This is a genomic window from Amycolatopsis japonica, assembly GCF_000732925.1.
Lineage (GTDB): Bacteria > Actinomycetota > Actinomycetes > Mycobacteriales > Pseudonocardiaceae > Amycolatopsis > Amycolatopsis japonica.
The window spans coordinates 6,652,484-6,668,486 of the sequence record NZ_CP008953.1 but is presented as its reverse complement, the minus strand read 5'-3'; the positions used below and the strand labels follow the sequence as shown (position 1 = coordinate 6,668,486).

15 protein-coding genes are annotated in these 16,003 nt (G+C 69.0%); 9 read left to right on the top strand and 6 right to left on the bottom strand.

Features of this window, described 5'->3' with window-relative positions; genetic code table 11:
• Positions 1–58: 58 nt before the first annotated feature.
• On the bottom strand, positions 59–1,162 hold the full coding sequence (locus tag AJAP_RS30830) for a winged helix DNA-binding domain-containing protein (protein ID WP_038517907.1): 1,104 nt from the start codon (positions 1,160–1,162) through the stop codon (positions 59–61).
• Positions 1,163–1,242: 80 nt separating this feature from the next.
• Between AJAP_RS30830 and AJAP_RS30825 the strand changes: the two genes are divergently transcribed.
• Entirely contained in the window at positions 1,243–2,271 is a 1,029-nt protein-coding gene (locus tag AJAP_RS30825; RefSeq protein ID WP_038517904.1) for an AraC family transcriptional regulator, read from the top strand.
• On the opposite strand, the gene AJAP_RS30820 is transcribed toward AJAP_RS30825, so the two are convergent.
• Positions 2,198–2,863: a TetR/AcrR family transcriptional regulator gene (locus tag AJAP_RS30820; RefSeq protein WP_038517900.1), complete on the bottom strand. Its 666-nt coding sequence runs from the start codon at positions 2,861–2,863 to the stop codon at positions 2,198–2,200. The genes AJAP_RS30825 and AJAP_RS30820 overlap by 74 nt on opposite strands.
• A 124-nt stretch (positions 2,864–2,987) precedes the next feature.
• Between AJAP_RS30820 and AJAP_RS30815 the strand changes: the two genes are divergently transcribed.
• Positions 2,988–3,257, top strand: coding sequence for a hypothetical protein (locus AJAP_RS30815; protein WP_038517897.1), 270 nt, complete (start codon positions 2,988–2,990; stop codon positions 3,255–3,257).
• Between the two features lie 88 nt (positions 3,258–3,345).
• On the opposite strand, the gene AJAP_RS30810 is transcribed toward AJAP_RS30815, so the two are convergent.
• From AJAP_RS30810 to paaI, 3 genes are read right to left on the bottom strand one after another with little or no spacing between them, the layout of a single operon-like run.
• Positions 3,346–3,939 (bottom strand): TetR/AcrR family transcriptional regulator, encoded by a 594-nt coding sequence (locus AJAP_RS30810; protein WP_034323145.1) that lies wholly within the window; start codon positions 3,937–3,939, stop codon positions 3,346–3,348.
• Entirely contained in the window at positions 3,936–5,219 is a 1,284-nt protein-coding gene (gene paaK / locus AJAP_RS30805; protein WP_038524186.1) for a phenylacetate--CoA ligase PaaK, read from the bottom strand. The genes AJAP_RS30810 and paaK overlap by 4 nt, the downstream gene beginning before the upstream one ends.
• A gap of 2 nt (positions 5,220–5,221) precedes the next feature.
• A complete protein-coding gene (gene paaI / locus AJAP_RS30800) occupies positions 5,222–5,605 on the bottom strand; it encodes a hydroxyphenylacetyl-CoA thioesterase PaaI (protein ID WP_038517894.1) in 384 nt (127 codons plus the stop codon).
• 205 nt (positions 5,606–5,810) lie between these two features.
• Here paaI and paaZ point away from each other — a divergent pair, with 205 nt between their 5' ends.
• The 6 genes from paaZ to paaE are packed head-to-tail and all read left to right on the top strand — an operon-like array spanning position 5,811 to position 11,473.
• On the top strand, positions 5,811–7,841 hold the full coding sequence (gene paaZ, locus AJAP_RS30795) for a phenylacetic acid degradation bifunctional protein PaaZ (protein WP_038517891.1): 2,031 nt from the start codon (positions 5,811–5,813) through the stop codon (positions 7,839–7,841).
• Positions 7,838–8,776: a 1,2-phenylacetyl-CoA epoxidase subunit PaaA gene (paaA, locus tag AJAP_RS30790; protein ID WP_038517888.1), complete on the top strand. Its 939-nt coding sequence runs from the start codon at positions 7,838–7,840 to the stop codon at positions 8,774–8,776. The genes paaZ and paaA overlap by 4 nt, the downstream gene beginning before the upstream one ends.
• Complete coding sequence (paaB, locus tag AJAP_RS30785) at positions 8,776–9,060, top strand: 1,2-phenylacetyl-CoA epoxidase subunit PaaB (protein ID WP_037346994.1); 285 nt, start codon at positions 8,776–8,778, stop codon at positions 9,058–9,060. Before paaA ends, paaB begins: the two co-directional genes overlap by 1 nt.
• 1 nt (position 9,061) lies before the next feature.
• Positions 9,062–9,919 carry a 1,2-phenylacetyl-CoA epoxidase subunit PaaC gene (paaC, locus tag AJAP_RS30780; RefSeq protein ID WP_038517883.1) on the top strand — a complete coding sequence of 286 codons (858 nt, stop codon included), beginning with the start codon at positions 9,062–9,064 and terminating at the stop codon, positions 9,917–9,919.
• Positions 9,913–10,401, top strand: coding sequence for a 1,2-phenylacetyl-CoA epoxidase subunit PaaD (paaD, locus tag AJAP_RS30775; protein WP_037346628.1), 489 nt, complete (start codon positions 9,913–9,915; stop codon positions 10,399–10,401). Before paaC ends, paaD begins: the two co-directional genes overlap by 7 nt.
• Before the next feature lies 1 nt (position 10,402).
• Positions 10,403–11,473, top strand: a complete 1,071-nt coding sequence (gene paaE / locus AJAP_RS30770; protein ID WP_038517881.1) for a 1,2-phenylacetyl-CoA epoxidase subunit PaaE — start codon at positions 10,403–10,405, stop codon at positions 11,471–11,473.
• Between the two features lie 63 nt (positions 11,474–11,536).
• Here the strand turns inward: paaE and AJAP_RS30765 are convergent, their stop codons facing one another.
• Complete coding sequence (locus AJAP_RS30765; RefSeq protein ID WP_038517878.1) at positions 11,537–13,108, bottom strand: ABC-F family ATP-binding cassette domain-containing protein; 1,572 nt, start codon at positions 13,106–13,108, stop codon at positions 11,537–11,539.
• Between the two features lie 1,440 nt (positions 13,109–14,548).
• Here AJAP_RS30765 and AJAP_RS30760 point away from each other — a divergent pair.
• The gene (locus AJAP_RS30760; RefSeq protein WP_038517875.1) at positions 14,549–15,637 is read left to right on the top strand and encodes a dihydrofolate reductase family protein; all 1,089 of its coding nucleotides are present in this window, start codon (positions 14,549–14,551) and stop codon (positions 15,635–15,637) included.
• The last annotated feature ends 366 nt before the right edge of the window (positions 15,638–16,003 follow it).

Sequence of the window (16,003 nt, the reverse complement as noted above, 5' to 3'; positions counted from 1 at the left end):
GGTGGAAGTACACGAGCGGCCACTCGATCGAGATTTCCGGCCACGCCCCCGCCCGCATTCAGAGGACTAAATGCACCGAGTGGGTCTCCGCCTGCGGGTGCGCCCAGGCCAGGAGGCGGTGCGCGGAGCTCTCCAGGGTGTCCAGATCGCGCTTAGGGACGCGCTCGAACGGCGTGATCACCACCGAAGCCGCCTTCTTCACCGTCTTGATCTCCCAGAAGCCCTTCACCATCCCGCCGACCAGGATGGTGCCTTTGACCAGGCCGTTCTGCGTGATGACGACCTTGCGGTGCTCGTCGCTGATCACCCGCGTGCGGTCGGCGTAGGACAGGACGGTCTGGTCGAACGGGCCCAGCAGCCGCGCGGGCGCGGGGGTGTCCGGATCCGGACGCGAGGCCTCGGGCAGGTCGAAGAGCTCGCGGCCGTTCTCGTCACGGAACGTCCGCAGCTCCGGCCGCAGCCGCTCGGCGACGTCGCCGAGCTTCGTGATCCCGGCCCAGGCCTGCGCGTCCTGCACGCTGGCCGGCCCGAACGCGGCCAGGTAGCGCCGGAACATCGCTTCCGGCGACGGCGCGGTGTTCGGTTCGGCGCCCAGCCAGTCCCCGGTGGTCTGATACGTCGGCTGCCCGGACTTGCCCCAGACGCCGCGCGGCGGGATCTGCACCAGCGGCAGCAGCGCCCGTGCGACGTGCACCAGCGACGACGGCGCGACGCCTTCCCAGTGCTTCGCCAGTTCCGCGCCGAGGCCTGCCGACGAAAGCGGCCGCTCACCCAGCAGTTTGCGGGCGGTGCGGGCGATCTCCTGGTGGTCGAGGCCCTTGATGTCGGGGCCGTGCTGGGTGTTGCCGAGCACCGAGCGGTCGTAGAGCGGCTGCACGATGGGGCGCCACGCGAGCGCGTCCGACGGCGTGACCAGGTGCACCGTGCCGCGCATGAGCGCGATCCGCACGACGCTCTTGTCCAGCAGGAGGCTCGCGAGGTCTTCCTGGCGGAAGCCGTGCAGCCGGGTCCACAGCGCGAAGTACGGCGGGTTCGGCGCCTGCGCCTGCAGCCCGGCCAGATGCTCGACCGCTTCGAGCGCGGTCATCTTCGAACGCCGGAGCAGCAACTGCCGGTCCAGCATGGCGCGGTTCAGCGCGCGCCTGCTCAACGTGTCGGACATGCCGCTCACCCTAAAGGGGATCAAGGACAGTTATGGTCCTCAATGGGCCGATCGTCGCCAGGGGATCCATAATCCCGGCCATGGAACTACCGCCGCCGGTGATCCGGGACTGGGACTACCCGCGCGGCACGGCGAGCATCGTGCTCATGGCCCGCTTCGCCGCCGAAAACGGCGTCGAGGGGCTGGAGTCCTACGAACACGCCCCCGTGGACGGCCAGGTCGACGCGCGTCAGGAACTCGCGGTGGTCCGGGCCCTGGTCCGCGGGCTGGGCGGCGAGGACGCGGTCGCGCTCCGGCTGAGCAGGCGATACCGGGTCAGCGCGTTCGGCATCTTCGGGTTCGCGTGCATCAGCAGCCCGACGCTGGGGGACGCGATGCGCTTCGCCCTGCGCTACCTGGACCTGAGCTTCACGTTCTGCATCCCGCACGTGACCGTCGAGGCGGGACGGCTCGCGCTCGCCATGGACGACAGCCGCGTGCCCGGCGACGTCGCCCGCTTCCTGCTGCTGCGCGACCTCGGCGCCATCCACACCGTCATGCGCGACATCCTGCCGGACATCTCCTTGCGCTCCTTGGCCTTCCGGCACGACAAACCCTCCACTGTGGACGAATACGTGCGGACCTTCGGGCTGGCGCCGTCGTTCTCGGCGACGTCGCATGTCGCCACCCTGGACCCGCTCCTCCTCGACAAACCGCTGCCGCAGGCCAACGACCAGACCGTCGCGGTGTGCGCCGCGCAATGCGAACTGCTGGTGTCACGGAAACGGGAGCGATCCGGGATCGCCCAGCAGGTGCGGGAAAGACTGGTACGGCTCGGCGGGGTCGACGCGGGTATGGAGGAGGTCGCGCGGCAGCTCGCGCTCAGCCCCCGGACCCTGCGGCGACGGCTGTTCGAGGCCGGGACCGGCTACCGGGCCCTGCTCGACGAGGTCCGCCAGGCGCTGGCGGAGGAGATGCTGGACACCGGCGCGCTCACCGTGGAGGACGTCGCGCTGCGGCTGGGCTACGCGGAGGCGTCGAGTTTCATCTACGCCTTCAAACGCTGGAAGGGGATGACGCCGGCGGCCTACGCCCGGCGGAACGCGTTGCGAGCACGGCCGGGTAGGTGACCCGCAGCAGGTGCAGGATCGACTCGGTGAGGAACACCCGCAGCTCCTCCCGGCCGAGCGTGCCGCGGATCAGCCATTCGCGTGACGCCGCGCGCAGCATCCCGCCGTACGAACGGATCATCGCGCGGAGTTCTTCGCGACCCTCGGTGACGTCGCTCATCAAGGCGGCCGCGAGCACGCGATCGGCGGCGATCTCGTCACCCTCCAGCATGATCCGCTCGATCTCCGGGTCGCGGCCCACCGCCTCCGGGCCGATCGCCGTCAGCCACGCCTGCTCGTTGCGCTCGACGACCTCGATCCAATGCCGGACGCTGATCGCGAGCCGCTCCTCGGCGGTCGTCTCCGGCAGGTTCTCGATCACCGGCGCCGGGACGATCATCATCTGCCGGACGACTTCCAGGTACAGCTCGCGTTTGCCGCCGAAGTAGTGGTTGATCAGCGGCCGGGCCACCCCGGCGGCCTTCGCGATGTCCGAGGTCGAAACCGAGGCGTACGTGCCCTCGCCGAACAGCCGCCGGGCCGCGGTCAGGATCTCGGCGCGCCGGGCGGCCGGTTCGAGGCGGCGCCGCCGGGCCTCCGGATCGGTGCTCATGGGCCGAGCGTAACCGTTTCACGTGGCCGTCTGCCGTTACTCATTCGGAACAACCCCTCGGTAACCCCTGGGGCCTTCGCGGCGACGTTCGGGGCGGGGGACCGGGTGTCATGGGTAGGGACGAATGACCAGTGCTGAGCGCGATCCGGTCCGCCGTGCCGGACGGTGGGTCAGTGTCCGGCTGCAGCATCGTGACGTCCGCATCCAAGGTGACACCGGGGAGGAAGCCGTCTCGTACGCGGGGATCGTGATCACGAGTTTCGAGAACGGCGCCGAGGTCTGCGAACGCTGGATCCCGCTCGGGGTGGATCCGTCGGAGGCCGACGACGAACAGCTCATCCAGCAGTTGCGCGACGCACTGGTCTGGCAGGCCCGGCGGCCGCCAAAATCCTGATCACGCGTGCTTGGAGCCGTAACTCGCGTGATTGAAGACGGAACGGCTCCAATCACGCGAGATCCGCCTTCAATCACGCGAGTTACGGCTATTGAGTCCGCAGGCCGTCGAAGGCGATCTTGCACACCGCGTCCGCCAGCTCCGTCCCGGCCGAACCACGACGCGGTCGGTACCACTCGATCAGCGAGTTCACCATGCCGTACAGCAGGCGCGCCGTGACCGCGGGATCGATGTCGGGGCGCACGTCGCCCTCGGTTTCGGCCTGTTTCACCAGTTCCGTGACGAGCCGGTCGAATTCGCGCCGCCGCGCGAGCGCCGCCCGTTCGATCTTGGTGTTGCCGCGCACCCGCAGCAGCAGGGTCACGAACGGCAGCTGGTCGACCAGCACCAGGACACTGCCCCGCACCAGATGCTCCAGCTTTTCGATCGCCTTGCCCTCGAAGGATTCCGTCTCGGCGGCGACGGCGAACAGGCCGTTCAGCGCGCGGTCGACGGCGAGCCGCAGCAGCTCCTCCTTGCTCGGTACGTGGTGGTAGATCGCGGATTTCGTGATGCCGAGCTTGCGGGAGAGGTCCTCCATGCTGGTGCCGTCGTAGCCGCGCTCGTTGAACAGCTTCACCGCGACCTGCAGCAGCGACTCGAGGTCGTAACCGGGACGCCCCCGGCGGGCGGGGGTGCTCAAGCGCGGTCCCGTTCGTCGAGGACGCGGCGCATCTTGCCCAGCGAGCGTTCCAGCGTGTCCGGGTCGACGACCTCGACGCCGACGCTCACGCCGACCCCGTCCTTCACCCCGGCGATCAGCCGGGCGGCGGCCTCGGCGCGCTGCTCGGCGGTGGCGTCCGGACGCGCTTCGACGCGGACGGTCAGGTGGTCCATCCGGCCCTTCGTCGACCGGATCAGCTGGAAATGCGGCGCGAGCGCGGGGGTCACCAGCACGACTTCCTCGATCTGCGTGGGGAAGACGTTGACGCCACGCAGGATGATCATGTCATCGCTACGCCCGGTCACCTTCTCCATCCGCCGGTACGCCGGCCGCGCGGTGCCCGGCAGCAGCCTGGTCAGGTCGCGCGTGCGGTACCGGATGATCGGCAGCGCCTGCTTGGTGAGCGAGGTGAACAGCAGCTCACCTTCGGCGTCGGTCGGTTTCTCGGTGAACGGGTCGATCACCTCGGGGAAGAAGTGGTCCTCCCAGATGTGCAGCCCGTCCTTGGTCTCGACGCATTCCTGCGCGACGCCGGGGCCCATCACCTCGGACAGGCCGTAGATGTCGACCGCGTCGATGCCGACGCGCTCCTCGATCTCCGTGCGCATCTGCTCGGTCCACGGCTCCGCGCCGAAGATGCCGACCTTGAGCGAACTCGTCTGCGGGTCGATGCCCTGCCGCTCGAACTCGTCGAGCAGCGTCAGCATGTACGACGGGGTGACCATGATGATCTCGGGTTTGAAGTCGGTGATGATCTGCACCTGCCGCGCGGTCATGCCGCCGGACGCCGGGATCACCGTGCAGCCGAGCTTTTCGGCGCCGTAGTGTGCGCCGAGCCCGCCGGTGAACAGGCCGTAGCCGTAGGCGACGTGGACCTTGTCGCCCGGCCGCCCGCCCGCGGCGCGGATCGAGCGCGCCATCACCGTCGCCCAGGTGTCGATGTCTTCGGACGTGTAGCCGACGACGGTCGGTTTCCCGGTGGTACCGCTGGACGCGTGGATCCGGCTCACCTGCGCCTCCGGCACGGCGAACATGCCGAACGGGTAGTTGTCGCGCAGATCCTGTTTGGTGGTGAACGGGAACTTCGCCAGATCTTCCAGCGCCTTGCAGTCGTCCGGGTGAACGCCCGCCTCGTCGAACTTCCGCGTGTAGAAGGGCACGTTGTCGTACGCGTGCCGCAGCGTCCACCGGAGGCGCTTCAGTTGCAGCGCCTGGAGTTCGTCGATGGTGAGGTTCTCGGCTTCGTCGCTGAAAGTCATCGTCACGCCTTCTGGATGGTGCGGCTGCGGCCGCGGAATTCGGCGACGACCTCCGGCCCGTCGGGGGTCTCCCGGTGCACGGTGACGTCGTAGATGCCGTTGCGGCCGTAACGCGTCCGTTCGGTGGCGGTGGCGATGAGGTGGTCGCCGAGTTTGCCCGCCGCGACGAAGGAGATCTCCGCGCCGGCCGCGACGGTCACCGGCCCATGGCTGTTGCAGGCGCAGGCGAAGGTCGTGTCGGCCAGCAGGAAGACGTAGCCGCCGTGGGCGATGTCGTGGCCGTTGACCATCGTCTCGGTGATCCGCATGGTGGCGACGGCGTGGCCTTCGGCGGCCTCGATCAGCTCGATGCCCAGCGCCTTCGACGCCTGGTCGTCGGCGAACATCGTGTGCGCGGCGTTGCTAGTCAAGCCTGACCACCTGGTTACTGACCGAATGGACGGTTGTTAAAGGGTGTCGCAAGTAAAGGCGCGCTTTCGGGCAGATGTCAAGGGTCCACCGCCGTCAGGGGGTTTGCAAGACCCCGGTCACGAGCTACAGTGAATTACTGAACGGACGGTCTGTTAATCCCACCATCGAAGGGTCGGCCCCATGGCATTGCTGCGCAGCTACGTCTCCGGCGGGTGGCACACGGCGGAAAGTGACGGAGTACCGCTGCACGACGCCTCCACCGGCGAGGAGGTCGCCCGGGTCTCGTCCGACGGCATCGACTTCGCCGCCGCGCTGGAGTACGGCCGCCGCGTCGGCGGCCCCGCGCTGCGCGAGCTGACCTTCCACCAGCGTGCCGCGCTGCTGAAGGCGCTGGCCTCCCACCTGCGCGAACACCGCGAGGAGCTGTACGCGCTCTCCGCGCGTACGGGCGCGACCAAGGGCGACTCGATGGTCGACATCGACGGCGGCATCGGCGTGCTGTTCGCCTACTCCAGCAAGGGCAAGCGCGAACTGCCGAACGACACCGTCTACGTCGACGGCAACGTCGAGCCGCTGAGCAAGGGCGGCACCTTCGTCGCCCAGCACATCGCCGTCCCGCTGCGCGGCGTCGCCGTCCAGATCAACGCGTTCAACTTCCCCGTCTGGGGTCCGCTGGAGAAGTTCGCGCCCGCGTTCCTCGCCGGCGTGCCGAGCCTGATCAAGCCGGCCAGCCAGACCGCGTACCTCACCGCGCGGCTGGTCGAGATCATCATCGAATCCGGCATCCTGCCCGAGGGCACGCTGCAGTTCGTCGCGGGCAGCGTCGGCGATCTGCTCGACCACGTCACCGCGCAGGACCTCGTCTCGTTCACCGGCTCCGCGTCGACCGCGCAGAAGCTGCGCGCGCACCCCGCGATCGTGCGCAACTCCGTTCGGTTCAACGCCGAAGCCGACTCGCTCAACCTGTCGATCCTCGGCCCGGACGCCAAACCCGGCACCACCGAGTTCGATCTCTTCGTCAAGCAGCTGACCACCGAGATGACGGTCAAGGCGGGCCAGAAGTGCACCGCCATCCGCCGCGCCTTCGTCCCCGCCGACCTGCTGGACGAGGTCGCCGAGGCCGCGAGCGCGCGGCTGGCGAAGACCACCGTCGGCAACCCGACCGCCGAGGGTGTCCGCATGGGTGCCCTGGCCAGCCTGGAGCAGCGCGAGGAGGTCCGGCGGTCGCTCAAGGCGTTGCTGGACGTCGGCACGGTCGTCTTCGGCGACCCGGAGCAGGTCGAGGTCGTCGGCGCGGACGCCGAACGCGGCGCGTTCATCTCACCCGTACTGCTGAAGGCCGACCCGGAGCGCTCCGAGCCGCACGAGGTCGAGGCGTTCGGCCCGGTGTCGACGCTGCTGCCCTACACCTCCACCGAGCAGGTCATCGAGCTCGCCGCACGCGGCGGCGGCAGCCTCGTCGGTTCCGTCGTTTCCGCCGACAAGGAGTTCGTGCGCGAAGTCGTCCTCGGCGTCGCGCCGTACCACGGCCGCCTGCTGGTGCTGGACGCCGAAGACGCCAAGGAGTCCACCGGGCACGGTTCCCCGATGCCGCAGCTGGTGCACGGCGGCCCCGGCCGCGCCGGTGGCGGCGAGGAGATGGGCGGCGTCCGCGGCGTGCTGCACCACATGCAGCGCACGGCGGTCCAGGGTTCGCCCGCGGTCCTGAGCACGGTCACCGGCCGCTGGGTCGCGGGTGCGCCGCGCGCCGAAGGCGACGTCCACCCGTTCCGGAAGTCCTTGGCGGAGCTCAAGATCGGCGACTCCGTGGTCGCCGGTCCGCGCACCGTCACCCAGGAGGACGTCGACCACTTCGCCGAGTTCACCGGCGACACCTTCTACGCCCACACCGATCCCGAGGCCGCCGCGGCGAACCCGCTGTTCGGCGGGATCGTGGCGCACGGGTACCTCGTGGTCTCGTTCGCCGCCGGCCTGTTCGTCTCGCCGGAGCCCGGCCCGGTGCTGGCGAACTACGGCCTGGAGAACCTGCGGTTCCTCACCCCGGTCAAGGTCGGCGACTCGCTGACCGTGACCTTGACCGCCAAGCAGATCACCCCGCGCATCGACCAGGAGTACGGCGAGGTCCGCTGGGACGCGGACGTCACCAACGCCGACGGCGACTCGGTCGCCAAGTACGACGTGCTCACCCTGGTGGCGAAGGAGCAGTCATGACCGCGACGTTGCCGGAAGAAGACCTCGAACGGCATTTCGAGGCGACGATCGAGCGCGATCAGCGCATCGAACCGCGTGACTGGGTGCCCGAGGGCTACCGCAAGACGATGATCCGGCAGATCGCGCAGCACGCGCATTCGGAGATCATCGGCATGCAGCCGGAGGGCAACTGGATCACCCGCGCGCCTTCCTTGCGGCGTAAGGCGATCTTGCTCGCGAAGGTGCAGGACGAGGCCGGACACGGGCTGTACCTGTACTCCGCGGCCGCCACACTCGGCGCCGATCGCGCGGATCTGACCGACAAGCTGATCAACGGCAAGCAGAAGTACTCGTCGATCTTCAACTATCCGACGCTGACCTTCGCCGACGTCGGCGTGATCGGCTGGCTGGTGGACGGCGCGGCGATCTGCAACCAGGTTCCCTTGTGCCGCAGCTCGTACGGGCCGTACGCGCGCGCCATGATCCGCATCTGCAAGGAGGAGTCCTTCCATCAGCGGCAGGGTTTCGAACTGCTGATGACCATGATGCGCGGCACCGAGAAACAGCGCGAGATGGTGCAGGAGGCGGTGAACCGCTGGTGGTGGCCGTCGCTGATGATGTTCGGTCCGCCGGACGCGGATTCACCGAACACCGCGCAGTCGATGGCGTGGAAGGTCAAGCGGCACACGAACGACGAGCTGCGCCAGCGCTTTGTCGACATGTCCATCCCACAGGCCGAGGCGCTGGGCGTCACCTTCCCGGACCCGGACCTGAAGTGGAACGCCGAACGCGGGCACTACGACTTCGGCGCCGTCGACTGGGACGAGTTCAAGAACGTGTTGAAGGGCAACGGCCCCTGCAACGCCCAGCGCGTCGCGCACCGGCGGCGGGCCCAGGAAGACGGCGCGTGGGTGCGGGAAGCCGCCTCGGCGCACGCAGCGAAGAAGGGTTCGTGATGAAACACGACTGGCCGTTGTACGAGGTGTTCGTCCGGGGCAAGCGCGGGCTGAACCACGTGCACGTGGGTTCGCTGCACGCGGCGGACGACGACATGGCGTTGCACCACGCGCGGGATCTGTACACCCGCCGCAACGAGGGCGTGTCGATCTGGGTCGTGCGCGCGTCGGACATCACGGCGTCCTCGCCGGACGAGAAGGACCCGTTCTTCGCGCCCAGCGGCGACAAGGTGTACCGGCACCCGACGTTCTACGAAATCCCCGACAACGTCCCCCACATCTGACATGAGCTTCGACAACGCCTATGAGGCGATCACCGAGGAGAACGACTCCCGCTGGGCCTTCGGCACCGGGTTCGAGGATCCGCTGTCCGGTGTGGACACCACGGTTCCGTCCGGTGTGGATGGTGCGCGGCTGGCGGCCTACTGCCTGATGCTCGGCGACGACGCACTGATCTTCTCGCACCGGCTGCAGGAGTGGTGCACGAACGCGCCCGAACTCGAGGACGAGGTCGCGATCGCGAACATCGCGCTCGACCTGCTCGGGCAGGCGCGGCTGCTGCTGGCCCGCGCGGGCAAGGCCGACGGCAGCGAGCGTTCGGAGGATTCGTACGCCTTCTTCCGGAGCGAGCAGGAATACCGCAACGTCCGCCTCGCCGAACTCGAAGGCGGGCACTTCGGACATCTGATCGCACGGCTGCTGGTGTTCTCGATCTGGCGGCTCGCTTTGCTGCAGCAGCTTCAGTCCTCTGTGGACCCCGTGCTCGCGGCCATCGCGGACAAGGGTGTCAAGGAAGTCGCGTACCACCGCGACTACGCCGCCCAGTGGGCCGTGCGCCTCGGCGACGGCACCGAGCTGTCCCACGCGCGGATGCAAGAGGGCCTCGACGCGGTCTGGCCGTACGTGGACGAGCTTTTCGCGGCGCACGAGGTCGAGTTCGTCGAGTCGCCGTCGCTGCGGCCGGAGTTCGACGCGATCCTGGACCAGGTGCTGGCCGTCGCGACGCTGAAGCGTCCCGAAATCGGTGCCATCGCCGGGGTTTCCGGCCGGATGGGCCGCGACGGTGTGCACACCGAGCGGATGGGCTTCCTGCTGGCGACGCTGCAGAGTGTCGCCAGGGAACATCCGGACGCGACATGGTGACCGCGTACGCCGTGGCGGCCACGGTCACCGACCCGGAGCTGCCGATGCTCACCCTCGCCGACCTCGGCGTGCTGCGTGAAGTGTCCGAAGAGGACGGTCGGGTGGTCGTCGCGATCACCCCGACTTACACCGGCTGCCCGGCGATGGACACCATGCGCGACGACCTGGTGCACGCGTTGACCGGCGCGGGCTACGGTGAGGTCGAGGTCCGCACGGTGCTGCAGCCCGCCTGGTCCACCGACTGGATCACCGAGGACGGCAAACGGAAACTGGCCGAGGCCGGGATCGCGCCGCCGGGAGCCGCGCCGCGGCGGACCGGGCCGATCCCGCTCACGTTGAGCCCGGCGGTGTCGTCTGTCCGCTGCCCGAACTGTGGTTCCGCGGACACCGAGGAGCAGTCCCGGTTCAGCGCGACCGCGTGCAAAGCCTTGCGCCGCTGCCGGTTCTGCCTCGAACCGTTCGAACACGTCAAGGAGATCTAGCGTGACCGCAACCCTGCGCCGCACGGGATTCCACGCCCTGAAGGTGGCGGACGTCCAGCGCCTGTGCGACGACGCCGTCGCGGTGACCTTCGACGTGCCCGAAGACCTCGCGGACACCTTCCGCTTCAAGGCGGGGCAGTCGCTGACCCTGCGCCGCGAGATCGACGGCCGCGACGAGCGCCGGTCGTACTCGATCTGCGCGCCCGCCGGCGCGGCGCCGCGGGTCGGCGTCCGTGAGGTGCCGGGCGGGCTGTTCTCGTCGTGGCTCGTGCGCGACGTGAAACCCGGCGACGAGATCGAGGTCGCGCCGCCGACCGGCACCTTCAGCCCCGATCTGGAAGCGGCCGGGCATCACGTGCTGATCGCGGCCGGATCCGGGATCACGCCGGTGCTGTCGATCGCGTCTTCGCTGCTCAGCGACTCCGACGCGACGGTGACCGTGCTCTACGGCAACCGCCGCACGGACACCGTCATGTTCGCCGACGACCTCGCGGATCTGAAGGACCGTTACCCCGCGCGGCTCGAACTCGTCCACGTGCTCTCCCGTGAGCCGCGCGAGGCCGAACTGTTCACCGGGCGGCTCGACGTGGAGAAGCTGCGGCGCCTGTGCAGCGTGCTGATCCCGGTCGAGGACGTCACGCACTGGTGGCTGTGCGGGCCGTTCGAGATGGTGACCGGCGCGCAGGAACTCCTGCGCTCGCTGGACGTCGCGGACGAACGCGTGCATCAGGAACTGTTCTATGTGGACACTCCGCCGGAGCCGGTGCATCACGTCGACCCGGCCGTCGTGGGCGCGTCCAGCGAGGTCACGCTGGTGCTCGACGGCCGGTCGACGACGATGACGCTGCCGCGCGGGACTTCGGTGCTCGACGGCGCGCAGAAGTTCCGTCCGGATCTGCCGTTCGCCTGCAAGGGCGGTGTGTGCGGCACCTGCCGGGCGAAGATCTGCGACGGCAAGGTGGACATGCGGCGCAACTTCGCGCTGGAGAAGGCCGAAGTCGACGCCGGTTTCGTCCTCACCTGCCAGTCGGTGCCCGTCTCCGATGCCGTCACCGTGGACTTCGACGCCTGACCCACCCCCGCGTTTCGTCCTCTGGATGCGGTACTTGCGTGTGCAAGTACCGCATCCAGAGGACTAATCGCGGAGGGGGAGCCAGCGGGTGATGCCGATGTCGGCCAGGAACGGCCGGTCGTGGCTCGCCACGATGAGCGTGCCCCGGTAGGCGAGCAGTGCCTCGGTGAGCCGCCGCACGCTGGCCAGGTCGAGGTTGTTCGTCGGCTCGTCGAGCAGCAGGAGTCGCGGCGTGGGCTCGGTCAGCAGCAACGTCGCCAGCGCCGCCCGGAACCGTTCCCCGCCGGACAACGACGCCACCTCGCGGTCGGCCGCCTTGCCCCGGAACAGGAACCGGGCCAGCCTCGCGCGGATCTCGTTGTCCGTGAGCGACGGCGCGACCAGTCGCACGTTGTCCACAATGGACAGCGTGTCGTCCAGCGCGTCGATCCGCTGGGGGAGCAGCCTCGCGGGGACGAAGAGCCCCACCTCGCCCGACTTCGGCGGCAGCTCGCCGGCGATCGTCCGCAGCAGGGTGGTCTTCCCCGACCCGTTCGGGCCGGTGAGCGCGATCCGCTCGGGGCCCATGACGTGCAGGTCCACCGCCGGGCCGAACCGGGGCACGGCGTCGATCCGGAGCACGTCCGTGCCGCGGGCGACGGTCGTCTCCGGCAGCTCGACGCGGATCTCGGCGTCCTCCCGCACCAGTTCCTCGGCGGCCTTCAGCGCCTCGACGGCGCCTTCCAGCCGGTCGGTGTGCAGGTTCCGGTACTTGCCCGCGGCGATCTGCGCGTCCTCCTGGCGTTTGCGCATCCGCACCTTGGGCTCGCGTTTCCGGTCCCACATCTGCTGGCCGTAGCGGGCCCGCCGGGCGAGTTTGATCCCGGCCTCGACCAGCTCCCGCTTCTGCCGTTTGACGTCCGACTCCGCCGCGCGCACATGCCGCCGGGCGGCCTCCTGCGCGACCTCGACGGCGTGTTCGTAGTCCGCGAGGTTGCCGCCGTACAAGGTGACCTCGTGGTCGCGGACCTCGGCGATCCGGTCGACCAGCCGCAGCAGTTCGCGATCGTGCGAGACCACGACGAGGATCCCGCCCCAGCCCGCGACCTCGCGGTGCACGAGTTCACGGGCCCGCAGGTCGAGGTTGTTCGTGGGCTCGTCGAGCAGCAACGCGGCGGGACGGCGCAGCAACAGGGCGGCCAGACCGAGCAACGTGAGTTCGCCGCCGGACAATTCGCCCGCCAGCCGGTCCAGGCGGACGGCTTCCAGGCCGAGCCGGTCGAGGATCGCGCGGATGCGTTCCTCGACGTCCCAGTTGTCGCCGATGGTGGCGAAGTGCTCTTCGGTGGCGGAACCGTCCTCGACGGCCCTGATCGCCGCGCGGATCGCGGTGACACCGAGCACGTCGTCGACGCGGCGTCCGGTGTCGAGGACGAGGTTCTGCGGCAGATAGCCGAGTTCACCCGGTGTGGTGATGGAACCCGTCGTGGGCCGCAGCTCGCCGGCGAGCAGCCTGAGCAGCGTGGACTTGCCGGATCCGTTGGTGCCGACCAGGCCGGTGCGGCCGGTGCCGAGGGTGAGCGAAAGGCGGTCGAACGCCGGGGCGCCGTCGGGCCAGGTGAAGGTGACGTCGGAAAGCGTCAAGGAAGAAGACATGAGACTCCCTGCGAAGGAGGTGGATGTGGGCGCAGGTTCGTCTCAGAAGATCACCGCGACAGGTTAGCTCTTGGGTGGTCGGGTGGCGATCGATTTTCGTGGGGCCCGGTAGCCGTTTCGTGGCGATCCGGTACTCGGGTTCGTCCTTGAGCCGATGAGGCGGGTGTGTGCCTTGGAGCGGTCGAGATCGCGGGCCTGAGTGGGCACCCTGGTCCGGCGTTCGCGGGACCGGCGCCGGGGCTGGGCCGATGATGATCCGACGCGGCACCATGTCGGGTCCGCTCGCGAAGGGTCGGCGGATTTCGGCGGCGGTGCGGGTGGTGTTCCGCGGCTTGCGTGGGCGGTCGTTGCCGAATTGCGGCAACGGTGCGGGCGTCTCGGTCACATGACATGGGGACGGTCGCTGGTGCCCTAGGCGCTGTCGCCGAATTGTGGCAACGCGGGGGAGTCGGTCTTGGTCATGTGGCTGCGGGTAGCGTCGTGGATTCCGTGGTCGTTGCCGATTTTCGGTAACGCCGAGGGTGGCGTCCTTGGTCACGTGACGTCGGGGCGGTCCCGGTTGCCGCAGGTGGTCGTTGCCGATTTGCGGCAATGGTCGCCGGTGCGGTCGGCCCTGATTCGGTGCGGGGGTGGTCCTGGTGCGGGCAGGCGTTGTCGCCGCTTTCTGGCAACGCTGAGGGGTGTCGGTCTCGGTCACGTGACGTTGGGGCGGTCTCGGTTGCCGCAGGTGGTCGTTGCCGATTTGCGGTAACGGTCGCCGTGCGGTCGGCCCTGATTCGGTGCGGGGGTGGTCCCTGGTGCGGGCAGGCGTTGTCGCCGATTTCCGGTAATGCCGAGGGTGTCGTCCTTGGTCACGCGGCATCGTGCCGGTCCCCGGTTCCCGCAGGCGCAGGTGTTGTCGCCGATTTCCGGTAACGCCGAGGGGTCTCGGTCACGTGACGTCGGGGCGGTCTCGGTTCCCGCAGGAACCGTCGCCGAATTGCGGTAACGGTCGCCGTGCGGTCGGCCCTGATGCGGCACGGGGGCGGTCCCTGGTGCGGGCAGGCGCTGTCGCCGAATTTCGGTAACGCCGAGGGTGTCGTCCTTGGTCACGTGACGTCGGGGCAGTCCCGATTCCCGCAGGAAACCGTCGCCGAACTGCGGCAACGGTCGCCAGGTGCGTCGACCCTGACACGCCATCGGGCCGGTCCCCGGTTCCCGCAGGCGTTGTCGCCGATTTCCGGCAACGCCGAGGTTGTCGGCCTCGGTCACGTGACATCGGAGCGGTCCCAGTTCCCATCGGCAACCGTCGCCGAATCCCGGCAACGGCACCAGAGCGTCGCCCCGACGCGACACCCGACCCCGGCTCAGGCCGTCGCCGAATCCCGGTAACGAACAACCCGCCACAGAGCCCCGAGTCACGGTCTGTCCCAAAGACCCGCGAGGGGCATACTGGCGGTCGTGATCGAACGCCCTCATGTCCTGCTCTCCGCCGCGGTCTCGCTCGACGGTTACCTCGACGACGCGAGCGACACCCGGCTGGTGCTGTCGAACGAGGAGGACTGGGCCAGAGTGGACGGGCTGCGTGCCGCGTCGGACGCGATCCTCGTCGGCGCGAACACGGTGCGCGCGGACGATCCGCGGTTGCTGGTCCGCTCGCCGGAGCTGGTCGCGAAAAGGGTCGCGGAAGGGCGCCCGGAGCAGCCGGTCAAGGTCACCCTCACGCGGAGCGGGTCACTCGATCCGGCGGCGCAGTTCTTCACCGTCGGCGACACCGAGAAGCTGGTCTACGCGCCGCCCGGCGTCGTCACGGGGGTGAAGGCGACCGTCGTCGAACTGTCCGGCCTGAACAAAATCCTGGCCGATCTCCACGCGCGCGGCATCCGACGGCTGATGGTCGAAGGCGGCGGCGCGATCCATACCCAGTTCCTCACCGAGGGCCTGGTCGACGAACTGCATCTGGCCGTCGCGCCGTTCTTCGTCGGCGACACGCGCGCGCCGCGTTTCGTCGGGCCGGGCGCGTTCCCGCGCGGGCTGACGCTGACCGGAACGACACGGCTGGGCGACATCGCCGTCCTGGAGTACCATGCGACGCCGGAACCGTCCGATGTGGACATTCAACACCTGCGCGAGGCCATCGCGCTGGCCGAGAACTGCCCGCCGCGCACCTTCCGCGTCGGCGCGGTGATCACCGCCGCCGACGGCGAAGTGCTCTCCACCGGTTTCTCGGGCGACGGCGATCCCGCCAACCATGCCGAAGAAGCCGCGCTCGCCAAACTCGAATCAGGGGATCCGAGGCTGGCGGAGGCGACGATGTACACGTCACTGGAGCCGTGCAGCTCGCGGACGTCACATCCGCGAAGCTGCACCCAGCTCATCCTCGACGCCGGCATCCCGCGCGTCGTTTTCGCCTGGCGCGAGCCATCGGTGTTCGTCGACTGCGTCGGCGCCGAGACACTGGAGGCGGCCGGACGCCGGGTGATCGAGGTACCCGCCCTCGCCGCCGACGTCCGCCGCGCGAACACCCATATCCCGGGTGTCCACCTCTGAGCTTCTACTTGCAGGCGTCGCAGCAGCCGCAGCCCTGACCGGTGCACGCCGAGCAGCAACCGTGGCGAAGCACGACCTTCAACAGACGCTTGATCATCGCTGTCCTCCCGATCATTGACGTCCCACCGCCCTTGTCACGCTAAGTTCTGCGCATATGACAGTGGTACCGCCGGGAGTGCCACGACGCTGCTCCAGCGGGTGACGGCAATGTCTCTGGTGAACCCGCGACCGCGATCGACGTCGGCAGGACGCGGCCTAGCCTTCCCTGTCACGGATGCGGATAGGGCGCCCTGCCACCGCGATAGCGGGGCCTTCGGCCGTGGCGGGTTCACGCGTATGGTCACCTTTCGCGGCCACTGCTCAGCT